Genomic DNA, 23,017 nt, shown 5'->3' with positions numbered 1-23,017 from the left:
GATGAAAAAGTTAATGAGTGGATTTTTGATGTTTCTCCTTTTAACAACAGCGATACTTCCCAATGTTGTTGATAAAAAGAAAAACACAAAAAAGATAAACATCGCTATTCTGTTGGATACAAGCAACAGTATGGATGGTTTGATAAACCAGGCGAGACAGGAATTGTGGCGGATAGTGAACGAAATGGCTTCTTTGAGCAAGGATATGCCCGATACGAAACTCGATCTAAGTATATCACTCTTCGAATATGGTAATGATGGATTGAAGCCCGCAGAGCATTATATAAGAATGGTGGATTCACTCAGTCAGGATCTTGACAAGGTCTCCGAGCACCTTTTTGGGCTTGTAACCAATGGCGGTGCTGAATACTGCGGAGCAGTTATAGAGCAGGCATTACTTAAGATCAACTGGGACAGAGACAAGGATGCCGTAAATGTAATACTGATTGCTGGTAATGAGCCTTTCAATCAAGGCATAATTGACTATAAAAATGTCTGCAAAAAAGCTGCTGAAAAAGGAATAAAGGTAAATACAATTTATTGTGGAAATCCTGATAACGACGAAGCCAAATCATGGCGTGACGGTTCAACCCTTGGTAACGGCACATTTATGTTTATCGATCAGAATCTTGCTGCAGAGCAGAAACCGACCCCCTACGACAAGACAATTCTTGATCTGAACAATCAATTAAACGGTACCTACCTTTATTTCTCGAAGTCAGGCAAGGAAGCAAAACTGCGTCAGGAGCAGGAAGACAACAATGCCATGATGTCGGCTCCAAGTGCTGCCGTTCAAAGAGCAGGTGCCAAAGCAACCGAGTTTTACAACAACTCGAAATGGGACCTTGTTGATGCTTCCAAAGACGAAGGATTTGATCTAAAGAAAATTGACAAAGCTGATTTACCCGAAGAGTTTAAGAATTTATCAGAAAAGGAAATTCAGGCTAAAATTGACCAGTATGACAAGGAGCGGGACAAGATAAAAAGTGAAATCAAAAAATATGAGAAAATGAGAAACGATTTCCTTGCAAAAAATGACGACCCTGCTTCGAAAAACACTTTTGGAAGTGCCCTGATCCAGTCAATTAAAACAGAGTTGAAACTAAAATGAAATCCTCAGTCAAGTTCCTCATTATTTTAATGTTAGCCGTTCCGCAGATTTTTGCGGACGGCTTCATTATCATTCCGGATCCGCCATACCCGAGTCCGAGACCCCATCCGGGCTGGAGAGACCCGTTTCCACTCGAGGTGAAATATCACGATGTAAAAGTGACGATTGACGGTTTTACAGCCAAAACAAAGATCGATCAGGTCTTTTTCAATCCGTTAAATCAGCGGCTTGAAGGTCAGTATATTTTTCCAATTCCCGAAGGTGCGGTTATTACCGGATTCAAAATGTTTATAAACGGGAAAGAGTACAAAGCAGAACTTCTTGATGCAGAAAAAGCAAAAAAACTTTATCAGGAAATAGTTTCCAAGAGTAAGGATCCGGCACTTCTGGAATATTCGGGCAAGAATATTTATACGCTGAAAATTTTCCCAATCGAGCCGAGGTCGGAGAGAAAAATTGAGATTGAATATTTTCAGACTCTCGAATACGACGGGGGAACATACAAATATCTTTATCCTCTGAATACCGAGAAATTTTCTTCAAAAGCTCTCGAAAAAGTGTCTGTTGCCATTGATATAAAAAACAAAAACAAAATCAACGGTATTTATTCACCTACGCACGAAACCAAAAGTGAGCGGTTGGACGATAACCATTTTAAGTCGGTCTACAGTGAAATCAATGTAAGACCTGACAAAGATTATCTCCTTGTGATACATACAGTACCGAAAGGAAGTGTCATCGATTTGATGACTTACAATTCCTCCGACAAGGAGAAATTCTTCCTCTTAAATTTTTCAGTCGATGAATCTGAATTTCCCGCTGAGTATGTTCCCAAGGATATCGTTTTCGTATTGGACATTTCAGGCAGCATGGCAGGTGAAAAAATGACGGCTGCCCAGTCCGCTCTTGTTTATTGCATCAACAGATTAAGAGATAAAGACAATTTCCAGATCATTAAATTTGGAACCGAAGCCGAGAAAGTCTTTTCCTCCTTTATGAAAGCTGACAAGAAAAATAAAGAGTCTGCCGAGCAAAAAATAAAGAAAATGGAAGCAATGGGTGGCACCAATATCGATGAGGCTCTCAAACTTGCATTAAGAGAGAAAGGGGAGAAAGACCGTCCGTTCTATGTGGTTTTCATTACAGATGGTAAACCAACAATCGGTGAAAGGGACGATCTTAAACTGGTTGCCGGTCTCGATTCTTCCCTGATCTCAGGTAAAAGAATATTCACTTTCGGTATCGGATACGATATAAACATTCATTTGCTCGATAAAATTGCGCTTAAAACAGGCGGAGTAAGAAATTATTCACCGCCAAACAGTGAAATTGAAGTAAATATCAGCAGTTTCTTTGAAAAAATTGAATTCCCAATTCTAACAGATGTAACCGTAAGCACTTCGGGTAACATTAAATTCAGCAAAGCGTATCCAAATACAAAGATAGATATTTTCAAAGGTGGTGTGCTGACACTGGCGGGACTGATCGAAGAAGGAGGTTCCGGCAAAATAATTATCAAAGGAAAACGGAACGGTAAAGAGGTTAAGTTTGAAAGGGATGTAACCATTTCCGATGATGATTCCTATACATTTATTCCGGTTATCTGGTCAATGAGGCGGGTGGGTCATTTGCTGGACTTGATCAGGCTGAACGGTGAATCGAAAGAAATGATCGATGAGGTTGTTTATCTCGCGAAGAAATATGGTCTGATAACACCCTACACAGCATATTTAATTCTCGAAGATGAACAACTTACAGGTACTCCGCGACCCCCGCTTGCACCCAATTTGAAAGATGCAGGAGGATTCCCCGAGGCAAATCCGCAGGTCTTCAAAGAAGAATTCGACGGGATGAAAAACAAGGAAGGGAAGGGGAGTACGACAGCCAGTGAGACCATACGGGATTACTCTGGTGCTGACCAGGTGAACCACCGTGATTGGGAAAAGCGGAATGTCGACAAGGATAACAAATCGGGACAATACCAAACCATAAATCTCACAGATGCAGCAGGCAGAGCTTTCTATGAAAATAATGGTATCTGGATTGACTCGAAGCTCGAAAAACAGGGGAACATGAAATTGAAGAAAATCAAATTTGAGTCGAGTGAATATTTTGAACTTGCATTCTCAGACAAAGAAGCAGCTCAGGTGCTGTCGCTCGGCAGGAATGTAAGATTTGCTTATAAAGGTGAAATAATAGAAGTTATAAACTAATACACAGATAACCTGATCCCAAGGCTAAACCGGCAGAGTGAAAGAGAATGTGCTTCCTTCTGCCGGTTTGCTTTTTACGGAGATGTTCCCACCGTGTTTTTCCACTAATTCCTTACAGAGAATAAGACCCAAACCTGTTCCCCGTTCCTGTTGAGTTCCGCTCGTGGTGTAATGAAGATCGTTTCTGAAAAGTTTATTTAATGTGTCCTCATTCATGCCCACTCCCTGATCAATCACGCTAATTTTCACACTTGGACCCCCGGTAAGAGCAGAAATCACTATTTCCTTCCCGGGAATTGAGAATTTAATGGCATTTACAAGTAAATTTCTCAAAATTGTCTCAAGTGCGTTCGGGTCTGCATTAACCATCAGATCGGGTTGAAGTTCAGTCCGGATCGAAAGCTGCTTGTCGAAAGCTGTATCTGTCGCCAAATCAACGACCTTTTTGACAATCGGCAGGAGCAAAATATTTGATTTAGTGATCGAAAGGCTGCCGGATTGTGCTCTGCTCCAGCCAAGCAGGTTTTCAAGAAGTTCATATGTTCGCTTCGAGGTACTGTATATTCTTGTGACAAAATCCTTAACTTCCACATTTGTCATGTCATCAAGGTCATCTTTTAAAATTTCAGAGAATCCCATGATTGTAGTAAAAGGATTCTTCAAATCGTGTGAGATGATGGAGAACATTTTATCTTTTGTTGCATTTATATTCCGTAAGTCAGTTAACAAAACTTCAAGCGCTTTGTTTTTTGTAACGACTTCATTCTGGCTTTTCTCAAGCTCGGAATTTTTACTCGAGAGTTCTGCGGTTCTCTCACTAACGGTTTTTTCAAGCAGCAGGTTTTCCCTTTGCAGGTTTCTTGCATAGATTCTGGCTATTGTATAGACAGCAACGGTCACAAGAATAACCCATAAGAGAATTGCCCACCATCTTTTATACCAGTGTGGCACAATTGTAAATTCCAGTGAACTGATATCACTCCAGGAATGGTTGCCGTGCTGACGGGTTCTGACCTCAATTTTGAAGCTTCCGGAGCCAATTCCCTCCAAAGGGATTATATTTCCATCTGAAAGGTTTGTCCACTCTTCTTTTTCTGAAAATCTGTATTGATACAGTATTGATCTTGTTGGATAAGTGAAATTCAGAACCTTAATAAACCAGTTTTCTCCTTCAGGAATTTCGATTGAGTTGTCGTAGAGAGAATAACTCAACCCGCTTTTCTTGTTGGCAAGGATTAGTTTGGCAGGGTCAGAGATATCAATTTTGAAGACACCACGCATGAGTGCTACACCCTCTGCGGTTCCAACCCAAATATTTCCTGAAGGGTCTATTGTGAGAGTTCTGCTTCCGATGGTTTTACTTGGCAAGCCTGAGATAACATCAAAATGCGAAATACTCTGTCCGTCAAAACGGTAGAGTCCGTCTGAAGTACCGATCCAATAGTTTAAATTGACATTATCAATCGAGAGCGATCGCACATTCACACCTTTAAAAGAAGGATCAAGAAGAGTGGCCTTTCCACCCGCAATAACGAAGACACCTTTTGTGGTAGCAAGAACGGGATTGTTCGCACGATCAAAATCCATGTCATTTACTGTAATTTCACCATTCACTGACAAATCCGATGAAATTTTCACCGGTTCAAACATTTCTTTCTTCGGATCAAGTTTTATCAGCTCGATCTTTGCTGCAGTTCCGGCAGCAAAAATTTCATTTTTTGCGTTGGAATAAATTATGCTGTAAGCTTCGATCGGGCAATGGGAAACATCGTATCGTTTTACCGAAAGATCGGATTTCAAATTTATTATCTCTCTTGCGCCTTCTTCAATCATCCACAAATCATCAGAAGATCCATAGGAGAGATATTTAAAGAATTTACCTTTTCTCTCAATCCTCACCGGGGTTCGGGTGCCGTTGTCATTCAGATAAACGAGTTCACCGTTTGAAAGAGAAGCAAGTACTCCCTCTTTAAATCTGCAGATGCTTATGATAACATTATCAGGAACGGTTAAAACAGTCTTGTAAGAGATGGAAGAACCATTTAAATCTATTCTGTAAAGTGTGTTTCCGTCTGAAACGAAAGTTTTGTTGTCCTTTATTGTAATTATATCCTGAATATATTGCTTTATCACGGACGGTAGCACAGGATTGAAAAGCCTGTAATTAAGCAGGATGAGACCACTCTCCGAGCACAACCAGATATCATTATCCTTCGCCAGAAAGACGCTGTTTATTTTAATTTCGCCGACTTCCTCAAGGTGCTGCAGATCGGAGATCTCTTTATCAGCTTTAAATGAATAAACACCCCTGTCCCATGTTCCGGCTAAAACAAAGCCGTCCTTAAAGAGAAAACTTGAGATATTCAGTTCGGGGAAATATTTTTTTGAAGAGGCAATTTTGAATTCATTATTTTTTCCGTGAACGAGTTTTACTTCGGTTACACCCAGATTATTACCAGCTAAAAACTTTAGATTGTCAAGATATTTTACGGCGGCTATGTTACTTGTGTTATTCAGTCTGCCGGCGGGGATGAGTCTGTCATTGGTGAAGTCAAAGTGGAAAATTCCACCATTATATGTAACAATGAACAATTCACCAGTTTCGGTTTCAAAGAAGTGGTGAGCCCGCAGGAAGTTGTACGAGAAATCTGCCTTGTCGAGAGGATATTTTTTCAGCCTGCCGTCTTTAATTCGTATGATCGATCCTTGTTCACCGGCAAAAATGGTACCATCCTTTGCCTCAAATATGCTTTTAGGATACCATATAGTGGAGCGGCTAAATTCTCTTGAGCCTTTGGATATCATTTTAATAATTGCAGAATCGAGTCTTGGCGTAATTTCAAAGATACCAAGATCTGAGACCGCCAGCAGATTTCCGTTTTTTCTTCTTAAAATTTGTTTCGAAAATGCCATTTCCGGGATTGAATTAAACGATTTAAAAGTGTATCCATCGAATCTGCTTAATCCTTCATCAGTTGCAGCCCAGATAAACCCGAAAGTATCCTGAGTAACTGATTTTGTTAATTCAATGCTCAATCCATCTCGGATACCATATTTATGCATCTCAAATTGCTGGGGAACCAGGATTGTGGAAGTCAGAACAAGAAAGAGGAGAGTACGCAGATGGATCAAATTATCTTACCCGGTTAAGACCGTTAAGGGCGGCAACTCTGTAAGCTTCTGCCATAGTTGGATAATTAAAGGTCGTGTTAATAAAGTACATAAGTGAGTTAGCTTCTCCTTTTTGGACCATGATTGCCTGTCCGATATGAATAATCTCGCTTGCGTTTGTGCCAAAACAGTGAATTCCAAGGATTTCAAGAGTTTCGCGGTGAAACAGGATCTTAAGCATTCCTGTTTTGTGTCCGGTTATCTGAGCACGGGCAAGGTGTCTGAAAAATGAATGTCCCACTTCATAGGGTACCTTGTCCCGGGTGAGTTCTCTTTCAGTTTTTCCGATCGAACTGATTTCAGGTATTGTGTAGATTCCCGTAGGTATAAAATTCAGTAACTGGTTTTCGCATTTTCCTTCAATAATATGAGTTGCTGCGAACCGCCCCTGATCGTATGCGGCACTTGCAAGGGAAGGGTAGCCACAAATATCACCAACAGCATAAATATGGGGGTGGACGGTCTGGTGTTTATCATTGATAACAATAGATCCTCTCGAATCAGTTTCTATGCCCAGTTTGTTGACCTCGAGTGCGTGTGAGTTACCTGTCCTGCCCTGTGCCCAAAGCAATACATCAGAATTTATTACTTTGTTGGATTCAAGATGTATGGAAACGGAATCGTCTTCAGGTACAACTTTTACATACTCTTCCTTGTTCCTGATGAGTACACCATTTTCCCTCAGGTGATAGGATAGAGCGTCACTTATTTCATCATCCAAAAATGTAAGTAACCGGTCTCTTGTATTGATAAGATTTACTTTAATGGAAAGCCCCCTAAAAATGGAAGCATATTCACACCCAATGACCCCGGCTCCGTAAATCGCAATTGAGCGAAAATTCAGAGGCGTAGTGAGTATTGTGTCGCTGTCAAGGACTCTTGGATGAGAAAAATCCACATCATCCGGGTGATAAGGTCTGGAACCGGTTGCAACAATAAAATATTCTGCGGTGTAGCGTTCGAATCCGCCATTGCCAAGTTCGATATCAAGTGTGTGTTCGTCTGCAAATTTAGCCCAGCCGTTTATTACATCGACATAATTCCGTCTGTAGAAACCGTATCGGAGATCAACCTGCTGATCGACAACCCGTTGAGTATTCCTCAAGACCTCCTGATAGGTGATTCCGGCGGTTCTTCCGATTTCAGCAATTCTTTGAATTTCCTGTCTCAAACTTTTGCTGGGAATTGTACCTGTATGAGTACAACTGCCGCCGACTCTTGGAAAAGAATCGACCATGGCGACCCTTTTTCCCGCTTTCACGAGTTTCATAGCGGCACCTTCTCCTCCGGGACCACTGCCAATTACAATACAATCAAAGTCGAATTTTGGGGGCATTTGCGTTTCGTCTGCTAATGAAAATTTCTGTATTTTTGTAAATTAATATATAAATAGATTACCTTTTAATGTCACAATATTTGAATCAGCTACCAAAATTTACTAAAATATTACTAATTCTTTCTGTGATGCTGTTATCATCTTCGAAGTGTCTTGCCCAGACCAATGAATTTCGCGGGGTGAAATTGACAGATATCGACAGTCAGGTACTCTTTTCAGAAAAGTCCATTTCTGAAGCGATGGATTTTTTAGCCTCCTTTAACATCAATTCTGTCATCCCGGTCGTTTGGAATGGTGGGTACACCCAGTATCCAAGCCGTATAACAGACTCTTTGTTCGGATTTTTAATTGATCCGGTATTCGGAGGCAGGGATCCATTGGAAACGGTGGTTATTGAAGCGCACAGAGTAGGAATTGAAGTGTATCCCTGGTTTGAGTACGGTTTTTCATCCTATTATTCCGGGGGAACTCCACCTTACGGAGGGCATATTCTTCAACGCTATCCTCAATGGGCTGCCAGGCTTGTTAACGGCGACATTTGCGTAAAAAACGGATTTGACTGGATGTCCGGCATTAATCCCGAGGTTCAGAACATGATTATTGCTCTGACCAGGGAGGTGATGAATAAATATGATATTGACGGCATCGAGTACTCTGACAGGATGCCGGCACTTCCTGTGGAGTGTGGCTATGATTCTGTAACCGTTGCTCTCTACAAACTTGATCATAACGGTGCTGCTCCGCCATCAGATTACAATGACCTGACATGGAAGAGATGGCGCGCTGACAGGTTGAACGATTTTTATCGAAGGGTAAGAGACAGTATAAAGAACAGCGACAGCCATATTTTTGTTGCTTCTTCACCAAGCCTTTATCCCTGGGCATATGAAGAATATCTTCAGGATTCAAAGACCTGGGTAAACAGCGGAATTGTCGATCAGTTTTTGCCGCAGCTCTATCGCTATAGTTTCATGGAATACCTGTACGAACTTAACAATTCCCTGTTTCATATTGATCCCTCAAAAAAAGGAATTACATTTGCCGGCATCCTAATGAATATAGGGAGTTATACCATCGATCCGCAGTTTCTACTTCAATCGCTGCAGTTGAACCGGCAGAATGGTGTCATGGGTGAGGGATTCTTCTTTTATGAAGGATTGAGGAGAAACAATAACCGCCTTGCTGACACACTTAGAGCGACATATTACAAAAATCCTGCAGGGATGCCGGGGAGACAGTTTAACCGGAGACCCAAGGGTTTGGTAATCAATGAAGATTCATTAAATGTGGTCAAAACCGGCCAGTGGGATAACCTGCCTGTTCCCGGTTTTCGGGGTGGTATAACTCGAACAGGGACTTCGCAACCGTCAAAACTTGAGTATCACTACGATATCCCGGCGGAAGCATGGTATAATCTTTATGTTTACCTGATTCCGTCATTTTCCTTTTCCAATCAGGTGAAATACACAATCTCATCAAAGAATGGTGACTCCATCATTATCGTTAATCAACAAAGCCCGGGAAAGCAGGGCTGGTTCCATCTCGGCAGTTTTCAACTGCAACAGGGATATCACAAAGTGATTGAATTGAGCAATGAAGGGGTTCTATCCGGTAAATATGTGATGTCAGATGCCGGTATGGCTTTGATCGACAGAAAAAAATCACCCAATGTGGTTGTTACATCAATCAAGGATGAGAAGGTTGCCTCAAACCCGGAAAACATTCTCATACTTAAAAACTATCCAAATCCTTTTAACCCGGTGACGGTTATCAGTTATAAAACCAATGAGACGGCACTCGTTAAGATATTTATTTACAATCAGTTGGGTGAACTGATTTCAACTCATGATGCCGGTGAAGTACCACCCGGTATACATGAATGGAAGTGGGATGCATCAGGTTATGCAAGCGGGGCATACTACATAAGAGTTGAGACAGGGAAGTCTGATGGAGTGATCAAGACGCTTTTAATCAAGTAAAAATTTAAATTTAACATTTAAGAACAGAATCCGGAAAAAATGAACGACCTAAGAGATTTAATTAATGCTTTGGATGAAGAACTCATAGCGCTCCTCGTAAAGAGGAGGGGTTTGAGTATGGAAGTTGTAAAACGAAAAGACCGTGAAGGTTATCCTTTAAGGGATACTACGCGGGAAAAGGAATTGCTTCAAAAGCTTATCAAGTCCGGCAAGAAGGCGGGTTTGGAGCCGACTTTTGTAACCCGGATCTTTCATGAAATAATTGATGATTCCGTCAGGTTGCAACAGTCATATTTGCACAGACTCGGCGAAAAAGGTGGTGAATCCGGAGGAAGCATTCGTGTAGCCATTCAGGGGATAGAGGGCTCCTTCAGTTCACTGGCTGCAGCAAGATTCTTTGCCAACAGGGGTGTGGATATTGGTTTTATAAGCAAGATGACATTTGAGGAAGTGGTTAAGGCTGTTGAAGATCAGGAAGCCGATTACGCAATGTTACCCGTTGAGAATACCACTTCGGGGAATATTAATGATGTTTACGATGCACTCGTTAAATCTTCTGTCGCCATTATTGGTGAGGAAAAATTGCGGGTCAAGCAGAATCTAATCGGTATTGCCAATGTTGACCCTCTGACCATTAAGAAAATATTCTCTCATCCACAGGCAGCGGCACAATGCAGTAAATTCCTTGAGACCATGCCTAATGCCAAAATTGAGGAAGTCAGCGATACAGCTCTGTCGGTTCAAAAAGTGAGAGACTCGGGAAATCTTGAGTATGCTGCCATTGCCAGCGAACAGGCGGCTTCAACCTTTGGTATGACTGTGATCAGAGAGGATATCGCTAATAATAAAGAGAATTTTACCCGTTTCGTAATAGCTTCCAAAAAACCTGTGTCTGTGGATCTGAGGATTCCGGCAAAAACATCTGTTGTTCTGTCAACTGCTCAGAAACCGGGTGCACTGGTCGAAGCGTTGATGGTCTTTAATAAATTTGGTGTTAACATGACCAAAATTCAATCGCGGCCTGTAGCCGGAAATCCCTGGGAGGAGATGTTCTACATCGATTTCGAGGGCAATATCGAGGATGACAAAGTCAACTTGATGATTGATGAACTTGGGAAAAACACCCGCTATTTCAAGGTATTCGGTAGCTATCCTGCCAATGACATTGAAAAGACTTCAGTGAAGACTGACTTACCCCGGCTCATTGAAAATGATGAACCTGCGGGAGAGATAATCCCGGAGATTAAACCGCCGGCGAAAGTGAAGAAAAAATCATCACCTTACCGGCTCGCCGGCAGAGACTATAAATCAGAAGACACCGTCATCAAAGTAAAAGATGTTTTAATTGGCGGTGACAACTTTGTTGTGATCGGTGGTCCCTGTTCTGTGGAGTCAGAATCACAAATTTTTGAGTGTGCCAGGGAATTGAAGCAGACCAACGCTCACATCCTCCGTGGAGGTTGCTTCAAACCAAGAACAAATCCGTATGCATTTATGGGACTGGGTTATGATGGTCTAAAATTCCTGACCGATGCAGGCAAGTTCTACGATCTTCCTGTGATTACTGAAGTGTTGTCGATAAATCAGGTGGAGGAAGTGGCGAAATATTCCGATATTCTTCAGATCGGAGCAAGAAACATGCAGAATTTCTCACTTCTTATCGAAGTGGGGAAGACACACAGACCAGTTTTACTGAAGAGGGGTTTAATGTCCTCAATCGAAGAGTTGTTGAGCGCAGCAGAGTATATACTCGCTCAAGGGAACCGTCAGGTAATTCTTTGCGAAAGAGGTATAAGGACATTCGAGACAGCCACGAGGAATACTCTGGATCTTAGTGCCATTCCTGTTTTGAAGGAGCTGACTCATCTGCCCGTAATAGTCGATCCCTCACATGCAGTCGGTCACAGAGACAAAGTGATTCCTCTGGCGAAAGCTGCAAAAGTTGTCGGTGCCCATGGTGTGATGGTCGAGTTTCATCCCGATCCTGATAAAGCTCTCAGCGATGCTCAGCAATCGATGAGCTTCAGTCAGTTTGATGAAATGATGGCTGAATTGAGTAAAATATAGCAATACATTGGAATTTATTGTTTCGGGTAAATGTTATCTGTATAAAAACGGATAACTATTGCCCTTTATTGAAATAGAAAAATTAAACAAGTCGTTTACCGAGGGAATTACAAGTCGCCATGTACTCCGTGATCTTGATCTTGGAATTGATGAGGGTGAACTTGTAATTCTGCTCGGCAGAAGCGGTTCGGGAAAATCAACACTTCTTAATCTGCTAAGTGGAATCGATGTGCCTGACCGTGGCAAAATAATTCTCGATTCCACCGAATTAACATCCCTTAAAGAACCATATCGCACAATTTTCCGTCGTGAAAATGTGGGATTCGTATTTCAGTTTTTCAATCTGATACCCACATTGACAGTATTGGAAAACCTGAATCTTGTCCTTGAACTGACCAATAAACAGGGAAAGGAATGGCTGGAAAGAGCGAAATACCTGCTGGATGAAGTGGGACTTTCAGACAGGTCCAACAGCTATCCTGATGTTCTCTCAGGCGGAGAGCAACAAAGAGTCGCTATAGCCCGGGCACTTGTTCACGATCCAAAGATAATCCTTGCCGATGAACCTACCGGAAACCTTGACTACCAGACCGCCGACAAAATTGTCGAACTCCTCGATAATCTGGTAAAGAAAACAGGGAAGACCATGATAATGGCGACCCACAGCCGGGATCTCTCCGGACTGGCTGACAAGATAATTGAATTTAAGGGGAACAATACACTCATCTCGACTTCCGGTATTTAAAGTGATCTCATTATTTCAGAAAGCCGGACTCAGATATCTTTTCACTCATCCATGGCAGACAATACTGTCTGCAACCGGCATTGCTCTCGGTGTGTCGGTAATTCTTGCCATAGATATGGCTAATGAGAGCTCTCTGAGGGCATTCGATATTTCGATGGAAACAGTATCGGGAAAAGCTACCCACCGGCTCACATCCAAGAGCGGTTCGTTGAGTTTCAGTCAATTCGTCCGGATTCGAAATGAGGGAATTGAAGCTTCTGCACCTGTTATTGAAGAAAACATAAGGATTGTTGGCAAGAAGAGTGAAAATGCCACATTTCTTGGGCTCGATCCTTTCTCAGAAGAGAAATTCCGGAATTTTTTCGATGTTTCGGGTCAGGGGAGTGATCAATTGCTAAAAGACCTGCTCTCTCACAAGGATCGGGTGGTGCTACCCGAGGCATTCGCTTTGGCTTCAGGGGTGAAACCGGGTGATTCCCTTACTGTCATCTGGCAAACGAAAAAGTTCAAAGTATATTGTCAGTCTTTAATTCCTTCCTCTTCAAATACCGGTAAAAACTCGATTGATCAGTTTGTCATCGCAGATATTGGAACGGCAGATTCACTTTTCGATAAAAATGGCACGATTGGTTATATCGACCTGATACTCGACCGGCAGGATTATGACCGGGTGGTTAAAATAATGGAAAACAACAGCGATCTTCAGTTAAAAGAGTCGAGCAAATCAAACGACACAGCGAGGTCTCTGACCGAGGCATTCAGGCTCAATTTGAATGCCATGAGCATGCTGGGTTTGATTGTCGGGCTGTTTCTGATCTACAATTCAATGACATTTTCTGTAATCCAGCGTAGAAAACTTCTTGGACTGTTCAGAGCAATCGGAGTGACCAGAAGGGAAATTTACATTCAAATTCTGGCTGAGACTGTATTCATTGGAGCCATTGGAACATTTACCGGAATAGTTGCGGGTATTTTCCTTGGGAAGGAACTTCTGGGTCTCGTTACACAGAGTATAAATGACCTTTATTTTGTTACAAATGTCAAATCTGTAGCGATTCCTGCGGAAAGTATCTTTAAAGCAGGATTTGCCGGAATAACTGGTACCCTGCTTGCATCCCTCTATCCGGCATATGAGGCTGCCACAACTTCGCCGGGGGTTGTACTGAAACGATCGTCGATTGAGGCAGGGCTGAGAAAGAAATCAAAATATTTCACTCTTCTGTCAATGATATTATTCATTTCAGGCACTTTAATACTGGTTATTGCGGATGCGGGAATTTTGCTCAGCTATTTCGGAATTCTCCTGCTCATAATCTCGTTTGCTCTGCTTACACCATTTGTTGTTGTACAGGGTGTGGCATTGATGCAGCCGCTCGTTCAAAAACTGTTCGGAAACACGGGAAAAACAGGTTTAAGAGGCATAGTTGCGAACCTGAGCAGAACAACTGTGGCTATTGCCGCATTGGCAATCGCTGTATCAGCAACTATCGGTGTATCAACCATGATCACCTCCTTTCGTGGAACAGTAATAACCTGGCTGGAGCAGACACTTGTAGCCGATCTTTTCATTTCGGCACCCGGTCCTGTATCGAGAAAGAATGAACCTGTGATTGAGCCTTCAATTCTAAATAATCTGCTCAAAATTGAAGGAGTAAAATCAATTGATTACTATTCCGAGGCAAAAAGTACTTTCCGGGGGAGAGAGATTGAAGTTTTCGGTGCCGGAATAGATCCTGAAAATGAATACCGTTTCAAATTAAAAGCAGGTGTTCCCGGAATTGCGTGGAAAGAGATAAGAGAGGGCAGGGGTGCACTGGTTACCGAAACTTTTGCCTATAAATGGAAACTGAGCATTGGTGATACAGTCACATTTACTACACCTGAAGGGTTAAAAAGTGTGAAAATATCCGCTGTTTACTATGACTACAGTTCAGAAATGGGGCATATCTCACTTGATTACAAATTATTTTCCGGTTTGTGGGAAAATTATAAAATTTCCGGGATAGGTATTTACCTTAAGCCGGGTTCCAACTCAGCTCAGGTAAGAAAGACTGCCGAATCCCTTTTTAGCTCACAGCAAAATATAGTAATAAGATTGAACAGTGAATTGCGGAATTACTCGGTGGAAATTTTCGACCGTACTTTTGTAGTGGCGAGTCTGTTGCATCTTTTATCCGTTATTGTTGCGTTCATCGGAATATTTAGCGCGTTGATGTCGATTCAACTTGAAAAGGAGAAGGAAATGGGAATTCTGAGGGCTACGGGATTGACACCCGGGCAGATGTTCAAATTGATATCCATTCAGACATTTTCCATGGGTACACTCGCATCTGTTATTGCAGTTCCGCTCGGGATGGTTCTGGCTTACGCCTTAATTTATGTTATTAATCTCCGTTCATTCGGTTGGACGATGGACATGCAGGTATCTCCTTTCCTGTTGATTCAGGCGTTTCTTATATCCATAGTTGCCTCTGTGTTCGCCGGTTTATACCCTGCCTACAAGATGGCAATAACCAACCCGGCAAAATCGTTGAGGGACGAATAGATGAGATTGTTGCTTCTTTCTTTAGTCACCGTTATTATACTCTCTGGAGTGTTGTGGTTTGTGTTGAATCTTGAAGGTGAGAGGGGTGAGGCAGAATTGACGGTTTCGAGTGTGATGTCTGCAGAATCCAAAGGATTCAAAAAGGCAGATTCAATAATCAGTTTTAATTTCCCGGAAGATCACTTTGCCCACTACGATTATAAAACGGAGTGGTGGTACTTCACCGGTAATCTCAAAACCGCAACGGGCAGACGGTTCGGTTATCAATTCACAATTTTCAGAAACGGTATTGTACCGGGAAAAGAAGATGATTCTCTGGGGTTTCAAACAGGATCGGTTTATTCTGCACATTTGGGACTTAGTGATATCACAACAGGAAAATTCTATTCTGCCGAAAAGTTCGCAAGAGGAACCGGAGCGCTGGCTGGAAGCGACCCTGAAAAGGGCAGAATACATATTGAGGGTTTCGAACTCAATTTTGACTTCAAAACGGGCAGTTCCAAACCGAAGATTTCCATTTTTGCCAGGAGCCGGGAATTTGAATTTTCCTTTTCCCTTGAGCCACAAAAGGAAATGGTTTTGCAGGGTGAAAAAGGGCTGAGCAGAAAGTCCAACAATCCCGGAAATGCTTCATATTATTATTCCTTTACCAGAATCGCCACGAGTGGGCAACTAAAGACCGGAGGTGAATCACACGCTCTTGAAGGGTGGAGCTGGATGGATCACGAATGGTCAACAAGTGCCCTCGAGCCGGATCAAAAAGGCTGGGACTGGTTCGCATTGCAGTTGGATGACAACTCAGAACTTATGTACTTCAGATTGAGAGATAAAGACGGGAATACAAACTTTCAGAAGGGGAGTCTGGTAAAAGCGGATGGCACCAGCAAAACCCTGAGGAATGAGGAGTTAAAATTCAGAGTAACGAATACCGTAACAATTGAGAAAAATGTGTATCCCTCTGCGTGGGAAATTGAAGTGGACTCCGAAAAAACGATTTACAAGATATCCACTTCGATGAAAAATCAACTGCATAAATTCCGTATCACATACTACGAAGGAGCAGTTGATATTGAAAAAATCAAGGGGACGACCATCAAAGGTTCGGGTTATGTCGAACTTACAGGGTATGGTGACTGATCAGTGAATCTTTTTATCCGGGTGATCAGAAATAAATATCGTCCACATCCTTTTTACTTAAGTAAAAGACTTTTCCGGCAGAACTCTCAAGAGTGACAACATTTCCTTCCAGATTTTTAACAAAAAGAATCTCCTTGTCGGTTGGTTTTTCAGCAGATGCTGAAGACAAACCCTTATCCGTAAAAAGTGATGAACCGGGTTTGATTTTTCCTTTAAGATTGTGCCTTGCCAGATAGTTCCTGTCACCTGTCGGATCAGGTAATGGGGAAATGGTGACAGAAGTGAATGAATAGTCGCTTTCCACTCCAAAAACAAGAGATATATTGGGTTTAAAATGTTCATAATCGAGGTCAGTGTAGCCATTCTTTTCGTTCGTTTTAATCACTTCTTTCCCATTGATCCTGACTGAAATTGACGAAAACAAAACTGTAATTTCCAGATCAAATTCAGAATTGTTGATCTCCGGATTCCCTTTCACAAGCTCTTTTTCAGTGAACAATTTTTCGAGCACTCCTGCCGGCATAACCTCTCTGTCGGGACCTGAAGCTTCAATCGAATAATCATAACCTGTCATCTGACTAAGAAGTAAAAATTCATTTTTGTCCCCTTTGTTTTCTTCCTCTTTTTTGTACAGTTTTACTTCAGATTTTGTGATTAGCAGGTAGTATCTGTTGAAAGCGATACCAAAAACAGAGTTATCACCGCCTTCAATTTTTATTTTATCCATCTTTAACTTAAATCCAAAGTAGCCGAGACTGTTAAAGAATCCGTTGTTATCGGGTATTGGAACGGTTCCAACGGTTCTTTCAATCGGGAGGGAGAAATTGTCGATGAGATCAAATTTGGCTGCCCAGGAATCATCCTGTAATTTGCGGAGAGTACGGGAAACCACCCTGCTGTTTGATTTAACCCGAAATCTCTCCTGATCGGCCAAATATTGAACAAGAGGCTTGTATCCGGGATTTACAATACCAAATGTGATATCAAAAAGTGCCGCCATTTCCTTCGGGGAGATAACCTCAGGTTTGGTTTCTGCAGAGCGCCCTGTATAAAGTTCAGTCAGAATCGATTTTTTCAAACTGACATCCTCTTCAATTGCTTTACTTCCTTTTTCATACACAAACCAGGTTGCTCCGCCCGTTGCAAGAAGAAGAGTAAAGACAATAAATCCGATCAGTTTCAGGTTTTGGGACAGGACATAGAGCATGCCCACAAAGCCAGTCATAACGATATACGGCAACAGTTTAATGGCAAAGAATTCAAAATCGGGCATCAAATTAAGGTACCACTTCATCTTTTCATTCAAGACAAGACCTGATCCGAACTCCGAAATCAGAAAACCGGTACCCGCAATAATCAGGATGTTTACAAGGACTGTCTGCCATCTTATTTTAGTTGCCAGAATTTCATTGAACCGGTTTGCGATTTCACTTTTCTTCTCCTCTGTAATTTTCTCGATTTTTACGGAAAACTCTTTTTCAAGATGCGAAAAGAAATGCTTTACAGTCTGGGAGGCAGATTTTAGTCCCTTTTTCTTGAACTCATAATTGTACTGCTGTTTAATTTCCGTGGTGAAGGGAAGTTCGAGACCATGAGATTTGAAAAAATTAGTCAGAGAATACCGGTACGAAAAGTACATTTTATATTTACCGGCTTCGATTTCATCGATTCTCGAAATGTTGATGTCGCATTCAACTTTTTTGTCCATAATCTCGAATACAATTTCCTTGTAGGTTCTGCCTTTCAGGTCAGTTATACCGAAATTTTCAAGAAATCTGATCATATCGTAGTAGTGAAACTCATCGGTAAGTACTTCAGGGTGCTGAGCGAGGTAGAAAGCAAAATCCTCGAGGTTTTGAATTTTCGTTCCCTCGAAAGACCTGAAATATTTTTTTGGTATAAAAGCATGAAATATTCGTGCCCATTGGGCCGGAAAAACTGTCATTGAGGGGGTACTGAATGAATCTATCAATCCGACAGGATTAATCTCGAGAATACTGCAAACTGTATCCCTTGCGTCCCTTAGAAGTTTATAGCCGGTTGGATCGGATTCACTGATTTCGCTCGCAGCAAGGAGAAAGTAAAAGAGTTCAGCGCGTATATCGTGAGTGGGGAAGTAATAATGAATATGTTCAAGATTTCTGAAATATATCTGAAGATTCTTTTCAATCTCTGTTTTATCAGAAAAATCGAATTCGATCTCATTCAAGATCAGATTTTTTGTAGGAAGGAGGTGACGAAGAATTACCTCGATGAAATATTTCGGAGTGATATTTTGATATCTGATGATCCGCTTTTTCAGTCCGGCTATATCTTTAACCCCCTCGAGACCATTAAACCAGTCAGACAGAGCTTTAAGATTTTGAGGAGCCTTGCTGAACGCAAGAAATCTTTCTGGTTCCGATTTAACAAGCTCGACAAAATCGCCAAGGTTGTGAAGTTTACCTTCACCAAAATCGTCTTTAAAAAGGAAGAAGCTTCCGTAATAGAGAGGAACGACCCTTTTTCCTGCTATCAAGTCTTCAATTTCCTTTGAAGAAAACCGGTTCAGTTCCTCATGCAGAGTCAATCCTTCAATAATCGTATTGACCTCGTAAAGATCGGTTTTATAATCTATAACCGGTTTTAGTTCTTCGCCATTACGAACGATCGAACGATATGCTGCAGAGTCAAAAGTCTCCGGATAAAACAGTCGCAGCAATATCATACCCACGGAATAATAGTCGCTGGTTTCAGAGTAAAGACCTTCGATGATTTCAGGGGAATAATAATATCTGCAGAGGTTCCCTTCAGAGAAGGATGTCTTTGCTATAAATGGAAATTTACTCTTCATCAAAGCATGACCGTAACCAAACAACACTATCCTGGGGGACTTTCCCGGAGAAACAAATAAATTGCATAAATGCAGGTGGGGAAGATAGAAATCATTTTCATGCAAATATTCAAGGAGGTTCTTCACTTGTGGAAGGAGACCGTTTCTGACTGCACCTGCCGCGATATCCACATTAACCAAAGGCACCACATCACCCGGAAGCTCATATATCTCGAAACAGTATTTGAAGTTGTACTTCTTAATTCCAGTACCAAATTCGACGGGAACCGCAAGGGATTCGTGAGACAAACCGGTCAGTCCGGAATGTACCACAGCTTTGGGCTCATTGGCTACATTTCTAAATTTGAAAAGCAGCTTTATAAGGAAATATTCATTATCGCTGTTTGAAGCTTTGTAGTAAAATCCATCAGGCAAAAAATCTATGTCATAAAATGACTCGATGATTTTGTATGTAATACCCGATAGTACGATTGAGTCTCCAATCTCGAGATATGGCAAGTCTGAGATTACATACTGTTCATCTAAAAACCTGGCTAATTGATCCTGCGGCATTTTTCACTCATTTGAATGGATAAAGGTTAAAACAGGGAGTTTTGGAATATTATAATTGAGATCATAATTATGACCGCCGTTGACTCAAAATTGTTGATAACTTTTTTGTGTCCAAAAGCCTGCTACGATTCTGCTTATTAAAACTATCGAAATTTACTAAAAAATTGACAATTATTGCGTAATTATCCTTCGAAACGGAAAAAAAGTTGCATCAAGAAAAAAATATTGCCTAAAAAGAGAGATTTAATTTGAATATCTGAAATTAATTCCATATAAAGTTATCAACAGAAATGTTGATAACTTGTGTATAAAATACCAAAAAAGGAAAGAAATTGTCAATTCGGGCTGAAAACGCATTCAAGAGATGAATAGAGATGCAGTAGTGCGGAGACCCTTAGAACCAAGAATCTCCGCTCCGAAAAGTTTTTAGAGTTGAACCTTTAAAATCAGGCTTTCATTGCCTCTGGTAACAGTTACATTGACAAGATCACCCTTCTTTAATTCTGCCAGTCTCTCCATATATTCATACAAATCCTTAACAGGTTTCCCATTGATAGCCGTGATAATATCACCCTTCAACATGCCGGCTTTATGAGCGGGACGGTCGGGGATAACTGTTTCAGCTCTGACTCCGACAATATCCGATGCTGACATATCAGGCATAATTCCAAGGGAGACTTTGTAGCCCGGTGAGTCTTTTGGTCTTTCTTTGGGACCGGCGAGCTGGAACACAGGAGGTATATCAGTATTTGCAATTTCCATGGTGATGTCATAAGCCAGATTGCCGATAACACCAGCTCCGTCTGAATTGATTTTTTCCCAGTCATCGAAAGGTGTGTGGTAATCATCATGCACGCCGGTAAAGAAGAAGAGAACGGGGATGTCCTTTGAATAGAATGAGGCATGATCCGAAGGTCCGTAACCCTCGGGTGATTTCTTGACCTGCAATCCTGATTTTGCAATATACTTGTCGATGTATTTTTCAAATTCGACGGCGGTTCCTGTCCCTCCGACACTCAAAACTTTGGTATCAGGATTCAGCCTTCCAACCATATCAAGATTTATCATCAATTTGATGTTTCTCAATTCCTTAATCGGATTATCGGTAAAGTACTTCGATCCCAGCAAACCCATTTCTTCGGCACCAAATGCGAGAAAGATTACACTTCTTTTCAACTGCGATTTATTTGCCGCGAGTTTTTCGACTATCTCCAAAGCAGTTGCAGTTCCGGAAGCATTATCATCGGCACCATTATGAATGGCGATTGTATCGGGTCTTCTGCTGCCCGTACCGGGACCACCCCAACCCAAGTGATCAAAATGGGCACCGATAACTATATATTCATTCTTCAAAACCGGATCGCTGCCTTCAATCATGCCCACAACATTTACAGTCGGTTTCTTTGTTCTTGTAACCACCGTTGTTCCTTTTACAACCACGGAGGTGTTGAAAGAGACACTTTGGGAGATATCATTTTTAAGTGAGGTTTCCAACTGAGCCAGAGACTTACCGGAACCCTTGAGCAGGATCTCAGCCATTTCCCTGGTAATATGAACTGCCGGAATTCCTGCATCGGGCTCCCCGGCACCTTGTGAGCTGTTGACAAGATTGTCATTTTTATCGAATTCGTAGCCGTTAACGAAAATTATCCCAGCGGCTCCGTTGTCTTTTGCGGTGATAATTTTTTTCCGAAGCGAAGAGTGACTTTCGAAGATTTCCTTCATCCCGGGAACATCCGGAGCCCCTCTCATAACCAAAACCCATTTACCTTTTACTTCTGATGTGTAATTGTTGACTTTCAATTTTTGGTCGTTAATTACATAACCGTAGCCACAAAAGAAGACTTCTGCATTCACCTCACCTGAGGAGGATATTACCAGAGGTGTAAAATCTTTGTCAAATTTAAGTTCCGTCTTGTTTATGGTCAACGAACTTTTCTCGCTGATTTTCGATGCACCGCCAACTTCAAAGTGCTGAAATCCATCATTACCGAGCAGAGTAATACCGGATCTTTTCAAAATCTCCCTGATATAATTAGCGGCGATGATATCTTTGCCACTTCCCGGTGACCGGCCTTCCAGTTCATCTGAAGCCAAAAATTTAATGTGTTCAATGATTTCTTTCGGCGTAATTTCAGGATTCCCTTTGCTTTGGCCAAAGGTCACGAAAGAAAAGACGGCTAACATGAGAAAATACTTGTACATTGTTTCTCCTTTGAGAAAAAGGGCTTTATTGTTTTGGAATAAGATTGTTGCTGTCAGATGAAAACCTGTCAGAGAAGTTAAAAGTTCATATTTGAGGCACCGCAAAAGAAATTAACAGCATGCAGACACCGGCATTAAATATTTAAAGTGAACCCTTAATTTAGTGTTATTCAATTTACCATACAAGTCAAACGAGAGAGAAGTAAAATCTTAAAATTGGTCAAAAGTCACTGTTTGGTTAGATTTGGGCTTCAAATTTTTAATTTTATCAAAAAGTCAAAGAATAAAAAATGCCAAAAAAAGCAGTTGTTCTTACGAGCGGAGGGCTTGATTCAACCACCGTGGCAGCGGTTGCCAAAGAACAAGGATATGAAATTTACTGCCTCAGTTTTAATTATGGTCAGCGACATCTTCAGGAATTAAAATCTGCCGCAATGGTTGCTGAATATTTCGGGGCAAAGAAGCACCTTGTAATCGATATTGATATGAAAGTGATTGGGGGATCGGCTTTGACATCTGGACTCGAAGTTCCAAAGCACAGGGAAGAAGAGGAGATGTCAAAAAATATTCCTGTCACATATGTTCCCGCAAGAAACACAATATTTTTATCCTATGCGCTTGCATTTGCTGAAGTGCTTCAGGCGAGTGACATCTTTATCGGAGTGAATGCAATTGACTACAGCGGATACCCTGATTGCAGACCTGAATATATTGAATCATTCGAAAAGATGGCTAATCTTGCAACAAAAGTGGGAGTGGAGGGGACGACACATCTTAAAATCCACGCCCCGCTTCAGAAATTAAGCAAGAAGGAAATCATTGAACTGGGTATCAGACTCGGTGTGGATTATTCAATCACTCATTCCTGCTACGATCCTCTTCCTGACGGAACTTCATGCGGCGAATGCGACAGTTGCATTCTAAGGAAACATGGTTTTGAGCAGGCGGGTGTAAAAGATCCTGTCCATTATGTTGTGTAGTTTTCTTTAAAATAACAAAGAGGCTGTCTCAAAAGGGGCAGCCTTTTTTATTATATTCTCAGATTTAGCAAAAAGAGTCTTCGCCTCAAGTTGGTTCCAACTTATGATCTCCGTTTTATTTATTCCTCGCCTTACGTTAAATT

Annotated in this window: 12 protein-coding genes; 8 read left to right on the top strand and 4 right to left on the bottom strand. The window is 41.6% G+C overall.

Annotation, left to right across the window (positions count from 1 at the left end):
* Position 1 precedes the first annotated feature (1 nt).
* A complete protein-coding gene (locus LCH52_14405) occupies positions 2 to 1,111 on the top strand; it encodes a VWA domain-containing protein (GenBank protein ID MCA0389679.1) in 1,110 nt (369 codons plus the stop codon).
* Entirely contained in the window at positions 1,108 to 3,324 is a 2,217-nt protein-coding gene (locus LCH52_14400) for a VIT and VWA domain-containing protein (protein MCA0389678.1), read from the top strand. The genes LCH52_14405 and LCH52_14400 overlap by 4 nt, the downstream gene beginning before the upstream one ends.
* A gap of 24 nt (positions 3,325 to 3,348) precedes the next feature.
* On the opposite strand, the gene LCH52_14395 is transcribed toward LCH52_14400, so the two are convergent.
* On the bottom strand, positions 3,349 to 6,360 hold the full coding sequence (locus tag LCH52_14395; protein ID MCA0389677.1) for a hypothetical protein: 3,012 nt from the start codon (positions 6,358 to 6,360) through the stop codon (positions 3,349 to 3,351).
* A 97-nt stretch (positions 6,361 to 6,457) separates the two neighbouring features.
* A complete protein-coding gene (sthA, locus tag LCH52_14390) occupies positions 6,458 to 7,831 on the bottom strand; it encodes a Si-specific NAD(P)(+) transhydrogenase (protein MCA0389676.1) in 1,374 nt (457 codons plus the stop codon).
* A gap of 68 nt (positions 7,832 to 7,899) precedes the next feature.
* Here sthA and LCH52_14385 point away from each other — a divergent pair, with 68 nt between their 5' ends.
* Genes LCH52_14385 through LCH52_14365 form a run of 5 tightly spaced genes read left to right on the top strand, consistent with a single transcriptional unit; the run spans position 7,900 to position 16,304 of the window.
* Positions 7,900 to 9,810: a family 10 glycosylhydrolase gene (locus LCH52_14385; GenBank protein MCA0389675.1), complete on the top strand. Its 1,911-nt coding sequence runs from the start codon at positions 7,900 to 7,902 to the stop codon at positions 9,808 to 9,810.
* 39 nt (positions 9,811 to 9,849) lie between these two features.
* Positions 9,850 to 11,877, top strand: coding sequence for a bifunctional 3-deoxy-7-phosphoheptulonate synthase/chorismate mutase (locus tag LCH52_14380; GenBank protein MCA0389674.1), 2,028 nt, complete (start codon positions 9,850 to 9,852; stop codon positions 11,875 to 11,877).
* A gap of 58 nt (positions 11,878 to 11,935) precedes the next feature.
* Entirely contained in the window at positions 11,936 to 12,622 is a 687-nt protein-coding gene (locus LCH52_14375; protein ID MCA0389673.1) for an ABC transporter ATP-binding protein, read from the top strand.
* Between the two features lies 1 nt (position 12,623).
* Positions 12,624 to 15,167 carry an FtsX-like permease family protein gene (locus LCH52_14370; GenBank protein MCA0389672.1) on the top strand — a complete coding sequence of 848 codons (2,544 nt, stop codon included), beginning with the start codon at positions 12,624 to 12,626 and terminating at the stop codon, positions 15,165 to 15,167.
* Positions 15,168 to 16,304 carry a carotenoid 1,2-hydratase gene (locus tag LCH52_14365; protein ID MCA0389671.1) on the top strand — a complete coding sequence of 379 codons (1,137 nt, stop codon included), beginning with the start codon at positions 15,168 to 15,170 and terminating at the stop codon, positions 16,302 to 16,304.
* A 25-nt stretch (positions 16,305 to 16,329) separates the two neighbouring features.
* Here LCH52_14365 and LCH52_14360 read toward each other — a convergent pair whose 3' ends face one another.
* Positions 16,330 to 19,689 (bottom strand): hypothetical protein, encoded by a 3,360-nt coding sequence (locus LCH52_14360; GenBank protein ID MCA0389670.1) that lies wholly within the window; start codon positions 19,687 to 19,689, stop codon positions 16,330 to 16,332.
* Between the two features lie 426 nt (positions 19,690 to 20,115).
* A complete protein-coding gene (locus LCH52_14355) occupies positions 20,116 to 21,894 on the bottom strand; it encodes a M20/M25/M40 family metallo-hydrolase (GenBank protein MCA0389669.1) in 1,779 nt (592 codons plus the stop codon).
* Between the two features lie 290 nt (positions 21,895 to 22,184).
* On the opposite strand from LCH52_14355, the gene queC reads away from it, so the two are divergent.
* On the top strand, positions 22,185 to 22,874 hold the full coding sequence (gene queC / locus LCH52_14350; protein MCA0389668.1) for a 7-cyano-7-deazaguanine synthase QueC: 690 nt from the start codon (positions 22,185 to 22,187) through the stop codon (positions 22,872 to 22,874).
* The last annotated feature ends 143 nt before the right edge of the window (positions 22,875 to 23,017 follow it).

It is taken from the genome of Bacteroidota bacterium (assembly GCA_020161395.1).
Lineage (GTDB): Bacteria > Bacteroidota > Ignavibacteria > Ignavibacteriales > Ignavibacteriaceae > UTCHB3.
This window is presented reverse-complemented; position numbering and strand designations above follow the sequence as displayed.

Excerpts from the sequence above, each read along its gene's own strand:
- LCH52_14365 (MCA0389671.1), top strand. The coding sequence starts at position 15,168 with ATGAGATTGTTGCTTCTTTCTTTAGTCACCGTTATTATACTCTCTGGA.
- LCH52_14385 (MCA0389675.1), top strand. The coding sequence starts at position 7,900 with ATGTCACAATATTTGAATCAGCTACCAAAATTTACTAAAATATTACTA.
- LCH52_14355 (MCA0389669.1), bottom strand. The coding sequence starts at position 21,894 with ATGTACAAGTATTTTCTCATGTTAGCCGTCTTTTCTTTCGTGACCTTT.
- sthA (MCA0389676.1), bottom strand. The coding sequence starts at position 7,831 with ATGCCCCCAAAATTCGACTTTGATTGTATTGTAATTGGCAGTGGTCCC.
- LCH52_14405 (MCA0389679.1), top strand. The coding sequence starts at position 2 with ATGAAAAAGTTAATGAGTGGATTTTTGATGTTTCTCCTTTTAACAACA.
- LCH52_14400 (MCA0389678.1), top strand. The coding sequence starts at position 1,108 with ATGAAATCCTCAGTCAAGTTCCTCATTATTTTAATGTTAGCCGTTCCG.
- LCH52_14360 (MCA0389670.1), bottom strand. The coding sequence starts at position 19,689 with ATGCCGCAGGATCAATTAGCCAGGTTTTTAGATGAACAGTATGTAATC.
- queC (MCA0389668.1), top strand. The coding sequence starts at position 22,185 with ATGCCAAAAAAAGCAGTTGTTCTTACGAGCGGAGGGCTTGATTCAACC.
- LCH52_14380 (MCA0389674.1), top strand. The coding sequence starts at position 9,850 with ATGAACGACCTAAGAGATTTAATTAATGCTTTGGATGAAGAACTCATA.